Origin of the sequence: Acidovorax sp. Root568, from assembly GCF_001427445.1 — a bacterium.
GTDB lineage: Bacteria > Pseudomonadota > Gammaproteobacteria > Burkholderiales > Burkholderiaceae_C > Acidovorax > Acidovorax delafieldii.
The window spans coordinates 286,331-305,595 of sequence record NZ_LMGP01000014.1 but is presented as its reverse complement, the minus strand read 5'-3'; the positions used below and the strand labels follow the sequence as shown (position 1 = coordinate 305,595).

The window sequence follows — 19,265 nt, the reverse complement described above, 5'->3', positions numbered from 1 at the left end:
CAGCCGCCTGGCGGTAGGGCAGGGGATTGCGTGTGCGTGGTTTACGCGGCCTTCCAGAAGATGTAGTCGGCCTGGTACTTCACGATCTGGCGCTCGCCCTTGTTGGCGGTGGTGCAGGCAGCAGCGGGTGCCACGCCGCCCTTGAGGGCCACACGCTGGATGAAGGTCACGCCGGTCATGGCGCCCGAACCCATAGCGGGGTTGGCCTTGACGAGCTGGTAGGGCAGGTTGCCCGTGCCCGATGGCGCCACGGCCAGCTGGGTGGCTGTCAGCTTGGACCCATCGCTCGACTCCCAGGTGGCCGGCGGGCCGTAGTAGGTGCCCACTTGTTTGCCACTGCGGTCATTCAGCACGGCCTTGGGGCCCACGAACACCCATTCGGTCTGGCCGGGCATGTTGGCCTTGTCGCGGCATTCGTAGGTGATCTCGCCCACGCCCACGGTTTCCATCGCCACCTTGTTGCCAGCCGGCACCTTGATGCTGTCGGGCAGGCTGTCCTGCGAATACATGGATTTGGAGGACGACGACATCATCGAACCGCAGGCGCTCAGCAGCACGGCGGCGGCAATGGCGCCCGTCAGGGGCAGCAGGCGGGAGATGGGGGACGTGTGGATGGTCATGGCGTTTCTCTCTGGTCTGTGGGTTGATAGGACAGCAGCAACAAGATGCGCTGCTGTAGGTACTACCCACGAAAACGCCGTTTGGATGCAGTGGATGCCAAAAATTTTTTGCCGATGCCAGCCCGGTCAAGATTGCCACCCGGGCCCGAGGCTGCCTCAATGCAGGGTCAGTGGCCGGGTGGTGGTCTTGACCCGCACCACGGCCGCCCGGTGCTCATAGGGGGTCACCGGTTGGCCCAGGATGGCGGCCGCCAGCGTGCGCGCCTGCCGGGCAATCGGTTCGATGTAGCGGCTGCACTGCCCGTCGATGCTGATGCAATCGCCCAGTGCATGGATGCGGGATACGCTGGTTTGCAGCGTGCCTGCGTCCACCGCAATGCCATGGGTCCAATCAAGCCCTGCACTCTGCGCCAGGCGGTGGGGGGGCAGTAGGCCTGCAGCCACCACCACTTCGTCCGCCGCAAAACGCCGCCCGCTGGTGGTGGAGACGCGGTAGCGCGAGCCCACGCGTTCCACCTGCTCCACCTGCAGACCGCCTTCAAAGCGGATGGACAGGTCTTTCCAGGCGTCCAGCAGCTGCGGGCCCGCCTGCTGGTCGTGCCAGCGCGCCAGTGGTTCGGTGGCCGTGTCCAGCAACGTGACGTGGTGGCCGCCCAGTGCCAGGTCGTTGGCCAGCTCACTGCCGACCAGGCCCGCGCCGATGATGAGCACGTCCTTGGGCTGCTCGCCCAGGTGCTGGCGCAGGCGCTGGTAGGCGTCCAGGTGGTTGATGCGCCAGCACAGGCTGGCGGGCAAGCCCGGAGGCAAGGCGGCCTGCGCACCGTGGGCCAGCACCAGGTGGCCGTAGCGCAGCACGCCCCGCGTGGTGCGCAATTGGCGGGTGTCGGCGCAGATGCGCACGGCATGGGTGTGGGCCAGCAGGGTGACGCCCAGGCGGTGCCCCGCATCGCGACCGGTTTCGGACACCAGGGCCAGCGGGTCCAGCTGGCGCGCCATGGCCACCGACAGCAAAGGCTTGTCGTACCGGTCGCCCGCGCAGGCCGTCACCAGGGTGATGGGCAGCGTGGCGCTGTGTTGGCGCAGGGTTTCGGCCAGTTGCCAGCCTGCACGGCCCGCGCCGACGATGACCACGCCCGGCTCGCCACGCACGCGAAGGGAGGCGGCTGGCGCTGCGCTGGCCTGCGCCCGCAGCGCCTCCAGCGTGGGTGCTTCGTACGGAGAAAAATCGGCCTTGGTCACTCCACACAGCGGGCAGGCCCAGTCGTCGGGTATGTCCGCCAGCCGCGTGCCCGGCGGCAGGCCGCCATCGGGGTCGCCGTCGGCCTCGTGGTAGACGTAGCCGCAGGCGTTGCAGATGTAGCTTTGCCAGGGCGCCTGGGTGGCCGCGTCGGCAAACGCATCGCACAGCGCCTGTGATGCCGCGCTCAACACGAACTCGGAGGCAACCGACGGCGTGGTGGCGGTGGGGAGGGCGGGCGTCATGCAGGCATCTCCTCGGTGCTGAGCCGGGCGATCTCCTTGCGCAGGTGCTTGATGGCGGGCGTGACGATGGCCACAAAGTGCGACTCGCGCACGCGCCGCTGCACGTCCGAGCTCATCAGGTAGCCGCGCGCGCCCTGGTGCATTAGGGCCGACTGGGCGGCGCGCAGGCACAGCTCCGCGCCGTGGGCGCGGGCGTCCAGCACGTCGATGAAGAAATCGGTGCTTGTGTCGAACGGAGTCTGGGCCAGTTGCATGACGCGTGCAGTCAGTGCATCCAGCTCGGCCTGCAGCCCGTCGGGCCGGTCTTCCAGGAACTGGTTGACGTGGCCCAGTTGGGCCTCCACCGCCCACATCGAGTCGATGGCGCCCTGCGTGATGCCCACGGCCATGCCACATTGCAGCATCACAAACGCAGCGCGGATGCGGGCGATGAAAGGCCGGGTAGGGTCGGCCATGGTGTCGGCCGTGCCGATGAAATGGTCCTTGAGCCGCAGTGCATAGGTGCCCGTGCCCTCCATGGCGGAGAAGCTGGGGCATTCGCGCATCTCCACGCCGGGGGCATCGCAGCGCAGCAGGAACATCACCTCGCGCTGACTGGCCGCACCGTCGGCCTCCACCACCGCCGCAATCGCGCCGCAGTAGTGGTCGGGCCCCAGGTTGCTCACCCAGGGCAGGGTGCCGTTGATGAGGTAGCCCCCCTCCACTGGCGTGGCCTTGAGCAGCAGGCTTTCGATCTGCGCATAGCTCTTCATGGGGTTGGACAGCGCCGTGCCGCCCATGCCTGCGCCGCTGGCGTGGCGCTGCAGCACATCGCCCATCAGCTCGGGGTTGCCCGATTGCTGCAGGTACAGCCCACACACCGCCTGGCACCACATCATGAAGCCGGTGGCGCCGCACACGCGCGAGGCCTCGGCCATGGCGCGGATGGCCAGGCCGTAGTCGGCCGGGCCGGCCGTGCTGTCCAGGTGCGCGCTCATCGCGCCCACGGCGGCCAGCTGCTGCAGCTCGGCGCAGGGGTAGTAGCCGGTGCGGTCAATCGCCTCCACCTGCGCGGCCAGCGGGCCCTGGGCGATCTGGCGCACAGCGGCCAGCAGCGCATCGCCCCGCAGGGCGCCGTCCAGGTGGAGTTGGGGAGGGAGGTCGGCGGGGTTCATGGGGCTCCTTGGGTGCGCGGGGAACGGTTGGTCAGGTAGGGGCGGCACACAAAACTCAGCGAAGCGGTTCTGGCTAGGCGCTGCGTCGCAGGCAGTACGAGTAGTACGACAAGACGCGGCAACGACGCCAGAAGAGTTTTGTGTGTCGCCCTCAGTCCGCGAGGCTGATCTCGAAGGGGATGGGGTTGCGCATGCTGTTGGCCACGGGCGAGTAGAAGTTGGCGTGCTGCACGATCTCGTCCAGCACCTCGCGCGGTGCATCGCCTTCCACCAGCACCTTCACGCGGATCGCTTGGAAGCCCATCTCCGGCGGCGTCTTCTGCAATGCGCCACCCGCACCCCAGGCGGCGGGGTTGCCGATGTCGCCTTCCATGAACACCTCGATCTTGCTGAGCTTGACCTGCTTCCAGGTGGCCACGGCCGTAATGCCCACGGCCAGGCAGCCGCCCAGGCCCGACAGCACGATCTCGCCGGGCGCAGGCGCCGTGTCCTGACCGAACAGGTGCAGGGGTTCGTCCACCACCACCGGCGCATGGTTGCCCACATAGCTCAGCGAGCGGTACTGCCCCTCCATCACCGTATGGACCTTGTTGGTACCCCGGCTGGCAGGGTTGTTGCGGCCCTTGTCGGCAAAGGCCATCAGCCCGTCGCGGTCGATGGGGCGCAGGTGCGTGTGCACGGTGGTGACGGGGGCAGAGGGTTCCAGCAGATCGGTGGACATGGTGTTCCTTGGAGAAAGAGAAGGGAATGCAAAAAAAAGGACAGGGTTCGCAGCGGGCCATGCCCGCTGCAACAACGCACGGGGCTCAGGCCGCCAGTGCCAGCGCAGGCTTTTTGGGGAACTTGACCAGCGGCAGCCCGCTTTCAATCGGCAACTTGTCGTCGCGCGACCATTCGTTCCACGAGCCGAAGTACATGCGCACATCGGCAAAGCCCGCCTGCTTGAGCGCCAGGAAGGTGTTGGAGGCGCGTGCGCCCTTGAAGCAATACAGGTACACCGTGTCCGCCGGGCTGATGCCCGCCGTGGCGCATTCGGCGCGCACTTCGTCGGGCGACTTGAACACCGGACCCTGGGGCGAGGGCTTCATGAAGCGGTACCACTCCAGCCACTTGGCGCCCGGCAGGCGGCCTTTGCGTGGAGCAAAGTCCTTGCCATAAGGGCTGGAGCTGTCGCCAATCCACTCGTCCACATCGCGCACGTCCAGCAGCACGGTGTCGGTGCCCAGGGCCTCGATCACATCCTCCTTGGTCAGCATCACATCGGTGGTGGCCAGCTGGGTGGGGAAGATGGCGGGCGTGGGCACCACGGCCTCGGTGGAGACGGGCAGCTCTGCCGCCTTCCAGGCCGAGTAGCCGCCATTCAATACCTTGACCTTGGGGTAGCCCAGCCAGGTCAGCAGGTAGTAGCCCCGGCACGACTGGCCGTAGCCGCTGTTGAGCGCATCTTCATAGAACACGGCCGTCTCTGCGCCCGACAGGCCGATGGCGCCCAGGTGCGCGGCAAAGGTGTCTTTCAGCTCCTGCAGGCCTTGGGGCGTGGAGGTGGCGAGATACGTGAATGTCTCGCGCAGGTTCACCGCGCCGGGGATGTGCCCCAGGGCATAGGTGTCGGCGTCGCGGGTGTCGATCAGCACCACAGGTTCTGCGGCTTGCAGGGCCAACAACTGGGTGGGTGAGATGAGGACGGCGTCGGAGGCGGTGGCGGTCACGGTGCTCATGGAAAACCTTTCGGTGCGGTGGTGGGCGGGATGCCTGCCTTCCTTATCGCAACAGGTGTGCCAGAGCGGGTGGAGATGGGTAAATTTGAATAGAAATGGCTGGAAGCGCTAGTGAAATATGCGCTGGCAGCTATTGATCTGATAGTGAGTGGGGTGTGGCCATGTGTCGGCAGCCAGGGTGAAGCAGACCGCGCCAGACACTGTGTCTACAAATTGTCGACACAGTGTCCGTCGTCACTTCAGACCCGCCTTGCGCAGCCGGTAGCTGAACTGCCGCAGCGTCAGCCCCAGGCTCTGCGCTGCACGCGACTGGTTGCCGTGGTGCTCGGCCAGTGCTGTCTGCAGCGCCACCACGCTGTGCGACTGGGCCGGCGCGTAGTCACGCACCAGCGGCGCCGGGGCAATGGCTGGGCGTTCTGCTGCCGCGATGGCTGCAGGAGGCTGTGGTGCGGGAGGCGAAGGCAAAGGCGCGGACGCAGCCGGCAGAAACCGGTCCAGCTCCGCCCGCGCCACCAGCGTGTCATTGGTCAGCAGCACCAGGCGTTCGATCACATTGCCCAGCTCGCGGATGTTGCCGGGCCAGGGGTGTTCTTCCAGCCGCGCCAGCGCGTCGGGCGAGAGGTTCACGTTGCGCTGGTGCGCCTGGTTGGCGCGGCTCACAAAGTGCAGCGCCAGCGCGCGGATGTCCTCGCGCCGCTCGGCCAGCGAGGGCAGATGGATCGGAATCACATGCAGGCGGTAGTACAGGTCCTGCCGAAAGCGCCCGGCCTCCACATCGGCCGCCAGGTCGCGGTGGGTGGCCGCCACCAGGCGCACGTTGACCTTGACCTCGCGCTGCCCGCCCAGGCGCACCAGCGTGCCCTCCTGCAGCGTGCGCAGCAGCTTGGACTGCAGGGCCAGCGGCAGCTCGCCAATCTCGTCCAGAAAGATGGTGCCGCTGTCAGCCTGCTCAAACCAGCCCGCGCGGGCTGTGCTGGCGCCGGTGAACGCGCCTTTCTCGTAGCCAAACAGTTCGGATTCGAACAGCGCGTCTGGAATGGCCGAGCAGTTGACCTTGATGAAGGGCCGATCGCGCCGCCCGCTGGCCAGGTGCACGGCGCGTGCGAACAGCTCCTTGCCCGTGCCCGACTGGCCCAGCAGCAGCACGGTGGCCTGGGTTTGCGACACACGCTCCAGCTCGCTCAAGGCCTGCAGCAGCGGTGGCGAGCTGCCAATGAGCCCGTATCGCGCGCTTTTGGTGTTGAGCGCATTGGCCAGCACGGCGTTGCGCGCCTGCAGCTGCCGCGTCTGCTCGGCCACCAGGGCTTCCAGCTGCAGCAGCTGCCCGACCAGCGTGGCCAGCACGCGCAGCACCGCCAGGTCGTCGTTCAGGTGGCGCTGGCGGCTGCGGATGCGGTGACAAGCCAGCACGCCGATGGGCGCGTTGTTGACCTCGACGGGCAGGGCGATGAAGGCCACCGTCTCGGGCGGCAGCTGGCTGCGCTCCACCGCGCGGGCCAGAAACAGCGGTTCGGCATCAATGTCCTGCACGATGGCAGGTTGCCCCGTGGCCAGCACGCGGCCGGTGATGCCCTCGCCCCAGGCGTACCGCCCGCGCTGCACCTCGGCCTGGGTGAGGCCGTAGGCGTGCTGGATGGAGGCGGTGCGCGGCGCGCCGGCTGGGGAGGAGGGAGCGTCGTCCACCAGCACGATGCGCCCCCGGTTCAGGCCCAGCAGTTCGCTCATCAGGTGCAGCATTTCGCGCAGCACCAGGCCGGGCGCCAGGCTGCGGCCGATGAGGCGCATCACCTCGCGCATCAGCAGCAGCTCCTGGGCGTGCCAGTCGGTGGGGCTGTGCGAGCGGGCCGTGCTGGAAGGGGAGGGCATGGGCGGTGGGGGCATGTCAGGGCGATTGCAAGTTCTGCGCCCGGGTGCATTAAAGTCGCCTGCGTCCCGCCATTTACCGACTTTTTCACCTTCTCGAAAGCCCCCACCATGACCACCCTCGGAACCCCTCTGTCCCCCCATGCCACCAAAGTCATGCTGCTGGGCTCGGGCGAGCTGGGCAAGGAGGTGCTGATCGCGCTGCAGCGCCTGGGCGTGGAAACCATCGCTGTGGACCGTTACGACAACGCGCCCGGCCAGCAGGTGGCCCACCACGCGCGCACCATCACCATGAGCGACCCCGCCCAGCTCAAGGCGCTGATCGAAGCCGAACGGCCCCACCTGGTGGTGCCCGAGATCGAAGCCATCGCCACCCCCATGCTCGAAGAGCTGGAAGCCGTGGGCACCGTGCGCGTGATCCCTACGGCCCGCGCAGCGCGCCTGACCATGGACCGTGAAGGCATCCGCGTGCTGGCCGCCGAAACGCTGGGCCTGCCCACCAGCCCGTACAAATTCTGTAATTCGCTTGAAGAGTTGCAGGCCGCGATTGATGGCGGGATTGGTTACCCTTGCATCGTCAAGCCCGTGATGAGCAGCTCCGGCAAGGGCCAGAGCAAGATCGACGGCCCGGCGGACGTCAAGAAGGCCTGGGACTACGCCATGGCCGGTGGCCGGGTGAGCCACGGCCGTGTGATCGTCGAGGGCTTCATCGACTTTGACTACGAAATCACCCAGCTCACCGTGCGGTCGGTGGGCGCCGACGGCCAAATCACCACCAGTTTCTGCGACCCCATCGGCCATGTGCAGGTGAGCGGCGACTATGTGGAAAGCTGGCAGCCCCACCCCATGCACCCCGCTGCGCTCGAAAAGTCGCGCCAGATCGCCAAGGCCGTCACCGACAACCTGGGCGGCCAGGGATTGTTTGGTGTGGAGCTGTTCGTCAAGGGCCAGGACGTCTGGTTCAGCGAAGTGAGCCCCCGCCCGCACGACACGGGCCTGGTCACGCTGTGCACCCAGCACCAGAGCGAGTTTGAGCTGCACGCCCGCGCCATCCTGGGCCTGCCGGTGGACACGAGTCTGCGCAACCCCGGCGCCAGTGCCGTCATCTACGGCGGTGTGGAAGCCCAGGGCATCGTGTTCGACGGCGTGGAAGAAGCGCTGCGCGTGCCGGGCACCGACCTGCGCCTGTTCGGCAAGCCCGAGAGTTTTGTGAAGCGCCGCATGGGCGTGGCGCTGGCGCGGGCTGAGAATGTGGACACGGCGCGTGCGAACGCCAAGCTGGCGGCGAGCAAGGTCAGGCCCCGCGTGGCCTGAAAGCCTGCGGCCGCTGTTGCGGCGGGCCGGTGCGACGACGGCGCTTCTGAAGGAGAAACCCCTGTGAGCCTGAGTGCGCGGATCCTGTGGCTGGTGCTGGCAGCCTCTTTGTTGCCTGTGCCGGCCCTGGTGTGGCTGCTGCTGGAGTTTCGGGTGACCACCACCGGACAGGCGCGCGACCGGCTGGTGGCCCGGGCAAGCATCATTGCCAGCAACCTGGACGACAAGATCGCTGGTACCGGGCAGCTCTTGTTTGGCCTTGGGCGCGTCCCCCTGCTGGCAGCGGGCGACAAGGCCGCCTGCTCTGATTTCCTGGCAGATGTCCTCAAGGAGCATCCTCAGTACACCGGCATCCTCACCATCCAGCCCGATGGCTCCTTGTTCTGTGATTCGCTGCGCAGTGGCCGTTCGCTGGACCTCCGGGATCGCAGTTACTTTCAGCGTGCGCTGACGGCCTCCGGGCCGGTGCTAGAAGCGGTCATAGGCCGCCTGACGGGCAAGGGAGTGCTGCAGGTGGCCTACCCGGTGCGCGATGCGGGAGGCGCGTTGCGCTTCATCCTGCTGGCCTCGCTCGACATGCAGGACTACGGGCAGGCCACGGTGCATGCACAGCGCTATGAGCGTATGCATCTGCAGGTATGGAATGCCGACGGTTCGGTGGTCATGGACTTCCGCCGGCCGGAGGTGGCGCCGCTGACCCTGGGGGACGCCGAACGCACTTTCATGTTGCAAGCGGTCGAAGGGCATGCCGTGATGGAGGGGGCCGATGGCGTGCGTCGCGTCTGGGTGCGCGCCCAGTTGCCGCGCGCACAGGGCTCGGATCTGCGTCTGGCCCTGGCCGTGCCCGAGGACGACCTGCGTGGCCCGGTGGAGCGCCAGTTCCGGAGCGCACTGCTGGGGGTGCTGGCACTGGCGGTCATCGTGTTCGTTGCTGCTTTTCTGCTGGTGGAATTTGCGGTGCGCCGCCATGCCATGCGCGCCATCCGCGCCATTGGCCGCATGGATGCTGGCAACTACGCCGAACCCATTGGTACACCCTATCCCCCGGGAGAGCTGGGGCAGGTGGCCCGGGCACTGGACCGGATGGCGGAGTCCCTGCTGCGCCAGCAGCAGTCCATCGCGCAACACACGGAGACGCTGGAGCGCCAGGCGCGGCGAGACCCCCTGACCGACTTGGCCAACCGCTACAGCCTCACGGAGCGGCTGGACGCGGCGTTGGACCGGGCGCGGGAGCAGGGCCACTGCGTGGCCGTTCTGGCCATGGACCTGGACCGGTTCAAAGGGGTGAACGACAGCCTGGGCCATGCCCGGGGCGATGCCTTGCTCAAGGAGGTGGCGGCCCGGTTGCAGGGTTGTGTGCGTCCTGGCGATGTAGTGGCCCGGCCGGGAGGGGATGAGTTTGTGGTGGTGCTGCCCGACCTGCCGGACCCGGCCGTGGTGGCGCCCATGGCGCGGCGCATTGTGCGGGCGCTGACCCTGCCTGTGGAGACCGGCACGTCCAGCTGGTTACTGGGCACCAGCCTGGGCATTGCGGTCTTCCCGCAGGATGGGGACTCCGGGGATCTCCTGCTGCGCAATGCGGATGTGGCCATGTACGACGCCAAGGACCTGGGTGGGAACCGGCTGGCTTTCTTCAGCCCGCACATGACGGAGGTGTTGACGGAGCGCCTGCGGGTGGAGGCGGGCCTGCGCCATGCCATCGAGCACGACGGGCTGCGCCTGCACTATCAGCCCATCATGGATGCGCGGACGGGGCGCGTGTCGTCGGTGGAGGCGCTGGTGCGGTGGGCGGACCCGGAGCGTGGGCTGGTGTCTCCGCTGCAGTTCATCGGCATTGCGGAAGAAACGGGGCTGATCGTGCCCCTGGGCGAATGGGTGCTGAACGAGGCCTGCGCGCAGGCACGCCGGTGGCTGGATGCCGGTTGGGGGGAGATCCCGGTGGCGGTGAACCTCTCGGCGCGCCAGTTCCAGGAGCCCGAGCTGGACCAGGTGGTGGACCGCGCCTTGCAAAGCACCGGGTGCCCACCCCGGATGCTGCAATTGGAGATCACTGAAAGCGCGATCATGGAGCCCGTGGAGGAGGCCCTGCAGACCATGCAGCGCCTCACCGCTCTGGGTGTGCAGCTGGCCATCGACGACTTCGGCACCGGCTATTCGTCACTCAGCCAGCTCAAGCGGTTTCCGGTGCGCAAGCTCAAGATCGACCGCTCTTTCGTCAACGACCTGGGGAGCAATGACCGGGGCGAAGCACTGGTGGACGCCATCGTGGCCCTGGCGCAAAAGCTGGGCCTGCGCACGGTGGCCGAGGGCGTGGAAACCGAGCACCAGGCACAGTGGCTGACCCGGCTGGGGTGCGACGAACTGCAGGGCTATCTGTTCTCGCAGCCTTGCGCACCGCAAGCCCTCGAAGGCTGGTGGCAGGGGCGGCTGGCAGACCGCCCTGCCGACCTCACTCCCGGATCTGCCGCCCCGTGAGCTTGAGGAACAGGTCTTCCAGATTGGCCGGCCGGTGCAGCGTGCGCAGGTGGCCGTGTGCGGCCAAGGCCTGCAGCAGCGGCTGGGCGTTCTGGGTGTAGAAAAACACGGTCTCGCCGCTGATTTCCACGCGGGCGGCCAGGGCGCGCAGCGCGGTGTCTTCGGCCATCTGGACGGCCCCCACGCCGAACACCTCCACCACATCCGGCTCCAGGTGCTGGGCGATCAGTTCGCGCGGGCGGCCTTCGGCAATCTTGCGGCCGTGGTCCAGCACCAGCAGGCGCGAGCACAGGCGCTCGGCCTCGTCCATGAAGTGGGTGGTCAGCAGGATCGACTTGCCTTGCTGCAGCAGCAGTTGCAGGCGCTCCCACATCAGGTGGCGGGCTTGCGGGTCCAGGCCGGTGGTGGGCTCGTCCAGCAGCAGCAGGCGCGGGTTGTTGACCAGGGCGCGCGCCAGCGAGAGGCGCCGCTTCATGCCGCCCGACAGCTCGCCCGGCTTGGCGTCGGCCTTGTGGGTGAGGGCCGCGAACTCCAGCAACTGGGGCACACGCTCGTCCATCACCGGGCCCTTCAGGCCGAAGTAGCGGCCGAACACGCGCAGGTTTTCGGCGCAGGTGAAGTCCGGGTCGAGGGTGTCGAACTGCGTGACCACACCCAGCTGCGCCTTGATGGCCAGTGCATCGCGGGGCATCAGCAGCGGGGCCGTGCCGGGCTGGGGCGTGAAATGCACTTCGCCCCCGTCTGGCGACGCCAGGCCCAGGCACATGCGGATGGTGGTGGTCTTGCCCGCGCCGTTGGGGCCGATGACCCCCAGGCATTCGCCGGGAGCAATGGCGAAGGACACGTCGTCCACCACCGTGGTCTCGCCATAACGTTTGCGCAGGTGCAGGGCTTCAAAAAGTGCGGTCATGGAGGGATTGTGTGCGACGAGTGCGTCCGTGGTGCTTGGGGACGGATTTTTGCCAGAATCTGCCGCAGGCGCTAGTGGGTATTGCGCCTGATGCTATCAAAACAGGACTGTTTGCCTCAGTCCGCCGCGACCAGCCGCCCCCGGCCCGCCGTCTTGGCTGCATAGAGGGCACCGTCGGCACGGGCCATCAGTTCGGCCAAGCCAGCTTCGCCCGGCTGCAGCACGGCCATCCCGGCGCTGTAGTCCAGCGCAAAGCCCAGCTCTGCCACGCTGACGGCATGCAGACGCCTGCGCAGTCGCCGGTCCAGGGCCAGTCCAGCGGGTGCGCTGTTGTGCAACAGCAGCACGCCAAACTCCTCGCCACCCAGGCGCCCGACCAGGTCGCCGCTGCGGCAGGTGTCGCCCAGCAGGCGGGCAAACAGTTGCAGTGCGCGGTCTCCGGCCTCGTGGCCGTGGGTGTCGTTGACCTGCTTGAAGTGGTCCAGGTCCAGCATCATTGCCGTCATGGGCAACTGGTGGCGTGCGGCGTGTGCCAGCAGGCTGCTGCCTTGGGTGGTGAAGCCTCGCCGGTTGAGCACGCCGGTGAGGCCATCGGTCATCGCCAGCGTGCGCAGCTTGTGTTCTGCCTCCGACCGCCACGCCACCAGCAGGGCGACGGTGCCCAGCACCAGGCTCACATTGGTGGCCACAGCAGCTGCCAGGTTGACGGGATGGGGCGTGCGAAAGCTCGGGTACTGGTCGGTGAAGGCGCCCAGCATGCCCCGCGCCAGCGTGAAAGCGGCCGACGTCAGCAGGCAGCCCATCAGCAGGCTGCGCCAGCGCAGGTTGGCCTCCACCACGGGCGCCAGGGTGGCGCGCGCAACGATGCACAAAATGGTGGCCATCAAAAAGTTGGCCCAGCCCACGCGCCAGGCGTAGTGCCCAAAACCCAGGGTGTAGCCCAGCGGGGCGGCAATCACCAACACCAGCAGCACGCGGCGCAAGGGGCGGGGGCCCAGCCATTCCTCCAGCGCCCGGTACAGCATCCACTGCGCGGCCGCGTTGCAGGCAATCGACAGGGTGGAGAGGGCCTGGTCCCACAGGGTGGCCGAGGCGATGATGGTCGACCAGGCCACCGCCTGCAGCAGCATGCTGGCCTGCATATTGCGGGCCGCGCGGCTCACGTCCCGGCCCATGATCAGCGGCAGCGCGGCCGAGATCATGAACAGGTTGGCCGCCATGACCGTCATGAGGGTGAGGAAATCCAGTGGCATGCGCAGCGGCCTCGGGCCTGTCGTTTACTGAAATGCGACCTCGGCAAAGCTGCGCAGCTTGCGGCTGTGCAGGCGGTCCACGCCGCCATTGCGCAGGATCTCGATGGCGCGCATGCCGATGCGCAGGTGCTGGTCCACCCGCTCGCGGTAGAAGTGGTTGGCCATGCCGGGCAGCTTGATCTCGCCATGCAGAGGCTTGTCGCTCACACACAGCAAGGTGCCATAGGGCACGCGGAAGCGGAAGCCGTTGGCGGCGATGGTGGCGCTTTCCATGTCCAGCGCCACGGCGCGGCTCTGGCTGAAGCGGCGCTGCGGCGTGTTGTCCGGCAGCAGCTCCCAGTTGCGGTTGTCGGTGCTGGCCACGGTGCCGGTGCGCATCACGCGCTTCAGGTCTGCGCCGCTGATCTGTGTGACATCGGCCACCGCCTGCTGCAGCGCCAGCTGGATTTCGGCCAGCGCCGGGATGGGCACCCACAGCGGCAGGTCTTCGTCGAGCACATGGTCCTCGCGCACGTAGGCGTGGGCCAGCACATAGTCGCCCAGCTGCTGGCTGTTGCGCAGGCCCGCACAGTGGCCCAGCATCATCCAGGCATGGGGGCGCAGCACGGCGATGTGGTCGGTGATGGTCTTGGCGTTGGCCGGGCCCACGCCGATGTTGACCATGGTGATGCCGCTCGCGTCCTTGCGCACCAGGTGGTAGGCGGGCATCTGCGGCAGGCGGGGTGGAGCGGCGCCCAGGTCGTCGCCAGCTTCGGCGCTCAGGCCCACACGGCGTGTGACCACGTTGCCGGGTTCGATGAAGGCAATGTATTCGCTGTCGGGTTTGGCCATCTCGGCGTGGCCCAGGCGCACGAATTCGTCGATGTAGAACTGGTAATTGGTGAACAGAACAAAGTTCTGGAACCACTCGGGCGCTGTGCCTGTGTAGTGGCGCAGGCGGTGCAGCGAATAGTCCACGCGCGGCGCGGTGAACAGCGAAAGCGGCTGCGCCTCGCCGGGCGCGGCCTGCCAGGTGCCGTTGGCGATGCCATCGTCCATGGCGGCCAGGTCGGGCAGGTCGAACACGTCGCGCATCAGCATGCGGCGGGCCTGTGTCAGCGTGCCCTCGATGTGGTCGTGCTCCGCAAATGAGAAATGGATGGGAATCGGGTGGGTGCTGGTGCCCACTTCCAGCTCCACGTTGTGGCTGGCACGCAGCAGGCGGAACTGCTCGGCGTAGTAGTTGGCAAACAGGTCGGGCCGGGTGAGGGTGGTCTCATACCGCCCGGGGCCTTCCACAAAGCCATAGGCCAGCTTGGTATCGGCCCGCGCCACGGTGGTGGTGTGCACCCGCACAAACGGGTAGAAAGCGCGCACCGGGCCCTCGGGCGTCTCGCCCGCCACAAAACGCTGCATGGCGTCGCGCAGGTGGCCAATTTGTTGCTGGTAGATGCGCTGCACCTGGGCCAGGGCGTCGGCCGGGTCGGTGTGGCGGGTGGGGGCGATGAAGTCGGGGATGAGGGGCATGCCGCTATTGTCCACAAGCCAGGGGGGCCAGTGGACAACTTGCCGCTATTGCGGTGGCTGGCGTTCCAGCCAGCTGCCGGTAGCCAGGGCATCCATGGGTACCGACACCACAAACCCCTGGATCACATCGCACCCCAGTTCCTTGAGCAATGCGATCTGCCCTTGCGTCTCCACCCCTTCCGCCACCGTCTTGAGCTGCAGGCTGCGGGCCATCTGGATGATGGCGGTGACGATGGCGACGTCGTCGGCACTGCCGGGGGTGTCGGTGACAAATGACCGGTCGATCTTGAGCTTGTCGATGGGGTAGCGCTTCAGATATGCCAGGGAGGAGTACCCGGTGCCGAAGTCATCGATGGAGATGCCGACGCCTAACGCCTTGACGGCGTGCAGGGTGTTCAGGGTCTGGCCAGTCTGGTGCATGAGCACAGACTCGGTCAGTTCGATCTCCAGGTATTGCGGTGCCAGCCCTGTTTCCTGGAGGACGGCGGCGATTTCAGCGGCCACATCCCGCTGGCGGAATTCGAGGGCCGAGAGGTTGACTGCCACGGGCACCTTGGCCAGGCCCTGGTCCTGCCAGGCTTTGAGCTGGCGGCAGGCTTCGCGCATCACCCAGCGGCCGATGGGCGTGATGAGGCCCCGTGACTCCGAGAACGCGATGAACTCGTCGGGCCCCACCAGCCCACGCTCGGGGTGGCGCCATCGCACCAGCGCTTCCAGGCCTTGCAGCGAACCGTCGGCCAGGCAAATTTGCGGCTGGTAGTGCAGCACGAAGTCGTTGCGTGCAATGGCGTCGCGCAGCAGGCGCTCCTGGTGCAGCACATCGAGGGCGCTGGCCTCCATGCTGGTGGCGTAGAACTGGCGGTTGCCGCGCCCGCTGTCCTTGGCATGCTGCATGGCCGCATCGGCGCAGCGCAGCAGCATGTCGGCGCTGCCACCGTGGTCCGGGTACAGGCTGATGCCGATGGACGGGGAGATGGTGAGCGGCAGCTGATCGACCGTAAAAACGCCGTGCATGGACTCCAGCAGCTTGTCGGCCACCATGGCCGCGTCATCGGGCGTCTGCACGTCGGTCAGCACCACCACAAACTCGTCGCCGCCGATGCGCGCGACCACGTCGGCATCGCGCACACCCTGGCGCAGTCGCTCGGCGACGTTGCACAGCAGCTGGTCGCCCGCATGGTGGCCGAGCGAGTCGTTCACGGTCTTGAAATGGTCCAGGTTCATGAACAGCACCGCCACACGGCCATGCCGCCGGCGCGCCAGCGACAGCACCTGCGACAGCTGCTCCATCAGGAAGTGCCGGTTGGGCAATTGCGTGAGGGGGTCGTGCAGTGCGATGAAGGCTTCGCGCTCCTGCGCTTGTTTGCGGGCTGTGATGTCGCGCACCACCACGATGCGGTAGTCGGCATGGTGCAGGGGCATGGTCTTGCCGACGACCTCGACGGGGATGGGATGCCCATCCTTGTGGCGGATGGTGACTTCGTACGGATCCTCCCGTCCGCTGCGGGTGTATTCCAGCGCGGTGGCGCGCCACTCGGGGCTGATGAAGTTGAAGATCGACAGGCCCAGCACTTCGTGCAGCGCAAATCCCGTCAAGCGGTACAGTGCCTCGTTGCCGTCGGTGATGATGCCGTCGCGATGGAACACGATGGCCTCGTCCGTGGCCTCGGTGAACTTGCGCATGCGTTCTTCGCTCTGGCGTACCTCGCGCTCGGCGCGCCAACGCTCGGTGATGTCGGTGATCAGCACAAAGGAGCCGAGCTGCAGCCCCGCGTTGCCAAAATGCGGGATCAGGTTGACCTCGATCATCCGCACCTCGCCGTTGGGCAGGGTTTGCTCGCGCGTGTATTTCACGCGCTCACCGTGTGAGCAGCGCTCCACGTACGGCTGGATGGCCTGCCAGGCCTTGTCGCCAATCGCCTCCTGCACGGTCAGGCCCAAGATGGATTCGGTGCTGTGGCCGTTGTAGGCGGCGTAGCCCTGGTTGGCGAACTGGCAGCGCAGGCCTGGGAGGTCGTAGTAAGCCATCAGGGCCGGGACCGAGTCGGCGATCAGGCGCAGCAGCGAGTCGCTGGAACCCCCTTGACCTGGCGTGTTGGCTGCGTTGGATGAGTCTGGCATGGACCGCTCGGTACGTATCTGTTTGTTATAGCCGATACACCTGACGGGGGCGTAAGGTAGTTGCCCGGATACCCCGCACCGGATAATCGGCCCATGACCTCCAAAGAAAACCAAGCCCGCACTGATTTCAGCGCGCTGGCCCTGAGCCCCGCCATGCTGGCCAACCTGCAGCAGCTGGGCTACACCACGATGACGCCCATTCAGGCGGCCAGCCTGCCGCCCGCCTTGCTGGGCAAGGACCTGATCGCCCAGGCCAGCACCGGCAGCGGCAAGACCGCCGCGTTTGCGCTGGCGCTGCTGGCCAACCTCAACCCCCGTCGGTTTGCGGTACAGGCCCTGGTGCTGTGCCCTACGCGCGAGCTGGCTGACCAGGTGACCACTGAAATCCGCCGCCTGGCGCGCGCCGAAGAAAACATCAAGGTCGTGACCCTGTGCGGCGGGGTGCCGCTGCGCGGCCAGATGCTGAGCCTGGAGCATGGCGCGCACATCGTGGTGGGCACGCCTGGCCGGGTGATGGACCACCTGGAGCGCCAGCACCTGACGCTGGAGGCGCTCAACACGCTGGTGCTCGACGAGGCCGACCGCATGCTCGACATGGGCTTCTTCGACGACATCGTCGTGGTGGCCAAGCAGTGTCCCAAAGAGCGCCAGACCCTGCTGTTCTCGGCCACCTACCCCGAGGGCATCGCCAAGCTGAGCGCCCAGTTCATGAAGTCGCCCGAGCAGATCACCGTGCAGGCGCAGCATGCCGAGGGTAAGATCGAGCAGCGCTGGTACGAGGTGAAGAACAGCGAGCGCCTGCATGCCGTGTCGCTGCTGCTCAACCACTTCCGGCCCGATTCGTCCATCGCGTTCTGCAACACCAAGCAGCAGTGCCGCGACCTGGTGGCCGTGCTGCAGGCCCAGGGCTTCAGCGCGCTGGCGCTGTTTGGCGAGCTGGAGCAGCGCGAGCGCGACCAGGTGCTGGTGCAGTTTGCCAACAAGAGCTGCTCGGTGCTGGTGGCCACCGACGTGGCCGCGCGCGGGCTGGACATTGCCAACCTGGCCGCCGTGATCAACGTGGACGTGACGCCCGACCCCGAGGTGCACATCCACCGCATCGGCCGCACGGGCCGGGGCGATGCCGAAGGGCTGGCGCTGAACCTGGCCAGCCTGGACGAGATGGGCAGCGTGGGCAAGATCGAACAACTGCAGGGCCGAGAGTCGCGCTGGTTCCCTGTGGCCGACCTGACACCGACCGGCAACGGCCCGCTGGTGCCGCCCATGGTCACCATCCAGATCATCGGTGGCCGCAAGGAGAAGATCCGTGCGGGCGACGTGCTGGGCGCGCTGACCGGCGAGATGGGCTACACCCGAGAGCAGATCGGCAAGATCAACGTGAACGACTTCTCCACCTATGTGGCGGTGGACCGTGCCATCGGCGCCCAAGCTGCCCAGCGCCTGAACCAGGGCCGGGTTAAGGGCAAGACCGTGAAGGCCCGCCTGGTGACGGGAACCCAGGACTTTGAGTAAAAAGCGCCGGATGCGCTAGTCAATCATGCGCCAATAGCTATCAATTTGATAGTGGATGCGCGTCCTGGACTGGCGGCATCAGCGCCGTGCTGCGGCAGCTTCCAGCATCCGCACCATCTCTCCAAAGCCCCGCTGGCGCGCCAGCTGCAGGGGCGTGTTGCCCTGCCGGTCGGTCAGTGCCTGGCTGGCCCCCGCCTGTAGCAAGGCTTGCAGTGTGGCCTGGTGGCGCGGACCGCCGTTGCCCAGCACGATGGACTCGATGAGCGCCGTCCAGTGCAGGTTGTTCACATGGTCCAGCGGCGCCCCGGAGGCGATCAACTGACGCACCACGCCGTCGTGCCCCAGGTGGGCAGCAGCGATCAGGGCCGTGCCGTCGTAGCGGCTGGTCACCTGTTTGGCGCTGGCGCCCAGCTGCAGCAGCACGCGCAGCGTGGCCTCGTCGTCGGCCACGGCGGCGATGGTCACGGCGTCGTAGCGGTCGTTCTCCAGCGCATTCAGGTCGGCCCCAGCCTGGGCAAGGGCGCGGATGGCATCGGCCTGCCGCGCATAGGTGGCCACATGCAGTGGCGTGCGGCCGTAGCCGTCGCGGGCATTCACGTCGGCCCGCGCTGCGATCAGCTGGGTGAGCCTGGGCACATCGCCCCGCGCCGTAGCGGCATGCAGGCCCTGGTAGGCCGCTGTTTCGGCCGCCGTGGGTGGCACCTGGGCCTGGGCCGGGGTGGCACAGGCCAGTGCGGCGGCCAGGGCGAAAACAAGATTCCACGGCTTCATGGGGGCCTCCGTTAAATGCTCAGTTGCCTGTGGTGGGGCTGGCTTATTTCAGCAAATCCTGCACCTTGGCGATGCCCGCCACCGCGCACTGCTCGTCCAGGTGGCCGCCGGGTGCACCGCCCACGCCCACAGCGCCGATCACTTCGTTGCCCACCTTCACCGGCACGCCGCCGCCCAGCAGCAGGTAGCCGGGGATGTTCACCAAGTTGGCCGCAGCGGGGTTCTTCTGCGCGCCTTCCATCATGGCCAGCGTGGTGTTCTTAGCCGATGCCGAGGTGTAGGCCTTGAGGCGGCTGGCTTCCAGCGTGTGGGGGCCGGCGTTGTCGGCGCGCTGCACAGCGCGTACGGTGCCTGCGCGGTCCACCACGGTGGCCGTGACGGCGTAGCCGTTGGCGGTGCAGGTGGCCACGGTTTGCGCGGCGATCTGCGTGGCCAGGTCCAGCGACATGTTCTTTTCGGTGCGCACGCCTTCGGCGCTGGCGGCGGTGGCGATCAGGGACAGGGTGAGGGCGGCGACGGTGGCGAGGCGGTTTTGCATGGTGTTCTCCGGTGTTTCTGGGTCGGTG

Annotated in this window: 15 protein-coding genes; 3 read left to right on the top strand and 12 right to left on the bottom strand. The window is 67.2% G+C overall.

Annotation, left to right across the window (positions count from 1 at the left end; all coding sequences use genetic code 11):
* Nucleotides 1-41: 41 nt before the first annotated feature.
* From ASD75_RS10970 to ASD75_RS10945, 6 genes are all read right to left on the bottom strand, one after another.
* Nucleotides 42-620 (bottom strand): DUF3455 domain-containing protein, encoded by a 579-nt coding sequence (locus ASD75_RS10970; RefSeq protein WP_055396334.1) that lies wholly within the window; start codon nucleotides 618-620, stop codon nucleotides 42-44.
* Between the two features lie 156 nt (nucleotides 621-776).
* Entirely contained in the window at nucleotides 777-2,102 is a 1,326-nt protein-coding gene (locus tag ASD75_RS10965) for an FAD-dependent oxidoreductase (protein WP_056745588.1), read from the bottom strand.
* On the bottom strand, nucleotides 2,099-3,256 hold the full coding sequence (locus tag ASD75_RS10960; protein ID WP_056745586.1) for an acyl-CoA dehydrogenase family protein: 1,158 nt from the start codon (nucleotides 3,254-3,256) through the stop codon (nucleotides 2,099-2,101). The genes ASD75_RS10965 and ASD75_RS10960 overlap by 4 nt, the downstream gene beginning before the upstream one ends.
* Before the next feature lie 151 nt (nucleotides 3,257-3,407).
* Complete coding sequence (locus tag ASD75_RS10955; protein WP_008905298.1) at nucleotides 3,408-3,977, bottom strand: OsmC family protein; 570 nt, start codon at nucleotides 3,975-3,977, stop codon at nucleotides 3,408-3,410.
* Between the two features lie 85 nt (nucleotides 3,978-4,062).
* Nucleotides 4,063-4,974 (bottom strand): sulfurtransferase, encoded by a 912-nt coding sequence (locus ASD75_RS10950; protein WP_056745584.1) that lies wholly within the window; start codon nucleotides 4,972-4,974, stop codon nucleotides 4,063-4,065.
* 234 nt (nucleotides 4,975-5,208) lie between these two features.
* A complete protein-coding gene (locus ASD75_RS10945) occupies nucleotides 5,209-6,840 on the bottom strand; it encodes a sigma-54-dependent Fis family transcriptional regulator (protein ID WP_056745582.1) in 1,632 nt (543 codons plus the stop codon).
* A gap of 108 nt (nucleotides 6,841-6,948) precedes the next feature.
* On the opposite strand from ASD75_RS10945, the gene purT reads away from it, so the two are divergent.
* Nucleotides 6,949-8,151 carry a formate-dependent phosphoribosylglycinamide formyltransferase gene (purT, locus tag ASD75_RS10940; RefSeq protein WP_056745579.1) on the top strand — a complete coding sequence of 401 codons (1,203 nt, stop codon included), beginning with the start codon at nucleotides 6,949-6,951 and terminating at the stop codon, nucleotides 8,149-8,151.
* Nucleotides 8,152-8,214: 63 nt separating this feature from the next.
* On the top strand, nucleotides 8,215-10,626 hold the full coding sequence (locus tag ASD75_RS10935; protein WP_056745577.1) for a bifunctional diguanylate cyclase/phosphodiesterase: 2,412 nt from the start codon (nucleotides 8,215-8,217) through the stop codon (nucleotides 10,624-10,626).
* Here ASD75_RS10935 and ASD75_RS10930 read toward each other — a convergent pair.
* The 4 genes from ASD75_RS10930 to ASD75_RS10915 all read right to left on the bottom strand — a co-directional run bounded on the left by ASD75_RS10930 (nucleotide 10,601) and on the right by ASD75_RS10915 (nucleotide 16,416).
* Nucleotides 10,601-11,536 carry an ATP-binding cassette domain-containing protein gene (locus ASD75_RS10930; RefSeq protein ID WP_056745575.1) on the bottom strand — a complete coding sequence of 312 codons (936 nt, stop codon included), beginning with the start codon at nucleotides 11,534-11,536 and terminating at the stop codon, nucleotides 10,601-10,603. The genes ASD75_RS10935 and ASD75_RS10930 overlap by 26 nt on opposite strands.
* Nucleotides 11,537-11,652: 116 nt before the next feature.
* Nucleotides 11,653-12,789, bottom strand: a complete 1,137-nt coding sequence (locus tag ASD75_RS10925; RefSeq protein ID WP_056745573.1) for a GGDEF domain-containing protein — start codon at nucleotides 12,787-12,789, stop codon at nucleotides 11,653-11,655.
* Between the two features lie 24 nt (nucleotides 12,790-12,813).
* On the bottom strand, nucleotides 12,814-14,295 hold the full coding sequence (locus tag ASD75_RS10920) for an AMP nucleosidase (protein WP_056745571.1): 1,482 nt from the start codon (nucleotides 14,293-14,295) through the stop codon (nucleotides 12,814-12,816).
* A gap of 45 nt (nucleotides 14,296-14,340) precedes the next feature.
* On the bottom strand, nucleotides 14,341-16,416 hold the full coding sequence (locus ASD75_RS10915; protein WP_056745569.1) for a bifunctional diguanylate cyclase/phosphodiesterase: 2,076 nt from the start codon (nucleotides 16,414-16,416) through the stop codon (nucleotides 14,341-14,343).
* A 93-nt stretch (nucleotides 16,417-16,509) separates the two neighbouring features.
* Between ASD75_RS10915 and dbpA the strand changes: the two genes are divergently transcribed.
* Nucleotides 16,510-17,928 (top strand): ATP-dependent RNA helicase DbpA, encoded by a 1,419-nt coding sequence (gene dbpA, locus ASD75_RS10910; RefSeq protein ID WP_056745567.1) that lies wholly within the window; start codon nucleotides 16,510-16,512, stop codon nucleotides 17,926-17,928.
* Between the two features lie 78 nt (nucleotides 17,929-18,006).
* On the opposite strand, the gene ASD75_RS10905 is transcribed toward dbpA, so the two are convergent.
* Both ASD75_RS10905 and ASD75_RS10900 read right to left on the bottom strand, forming a co-directional pair.
* The gene (locus ASD75_RS10905; protein WP_056745565.1) at nucleotides 18,007-18,699 is read right to left on the bottom strand and encodes an ankyrin repeat domain-containing protein; all 693 of its coding nucleotides are present in this window, start codon (nucleotides 18,697-18,699) and stop codon (nucleotides 18,007-18,009) included.
* 43 nt (nucleotides 18,700-18,742) lie between these two features.
* Nucleotides 18,743-19,237: a heme-binding protein gene (locus ASD75_RS10900; RefSeq protein WP_056745563.1), complete on the bottom strand. Its 495-nt coding sequence runs from the start codon at nucleotides 19,235-19,237 to the stop codon at nucleotides 18,743-18,745.
* Nucleotides 19,238-19,265: the final 28 nt, after the last annotated feature.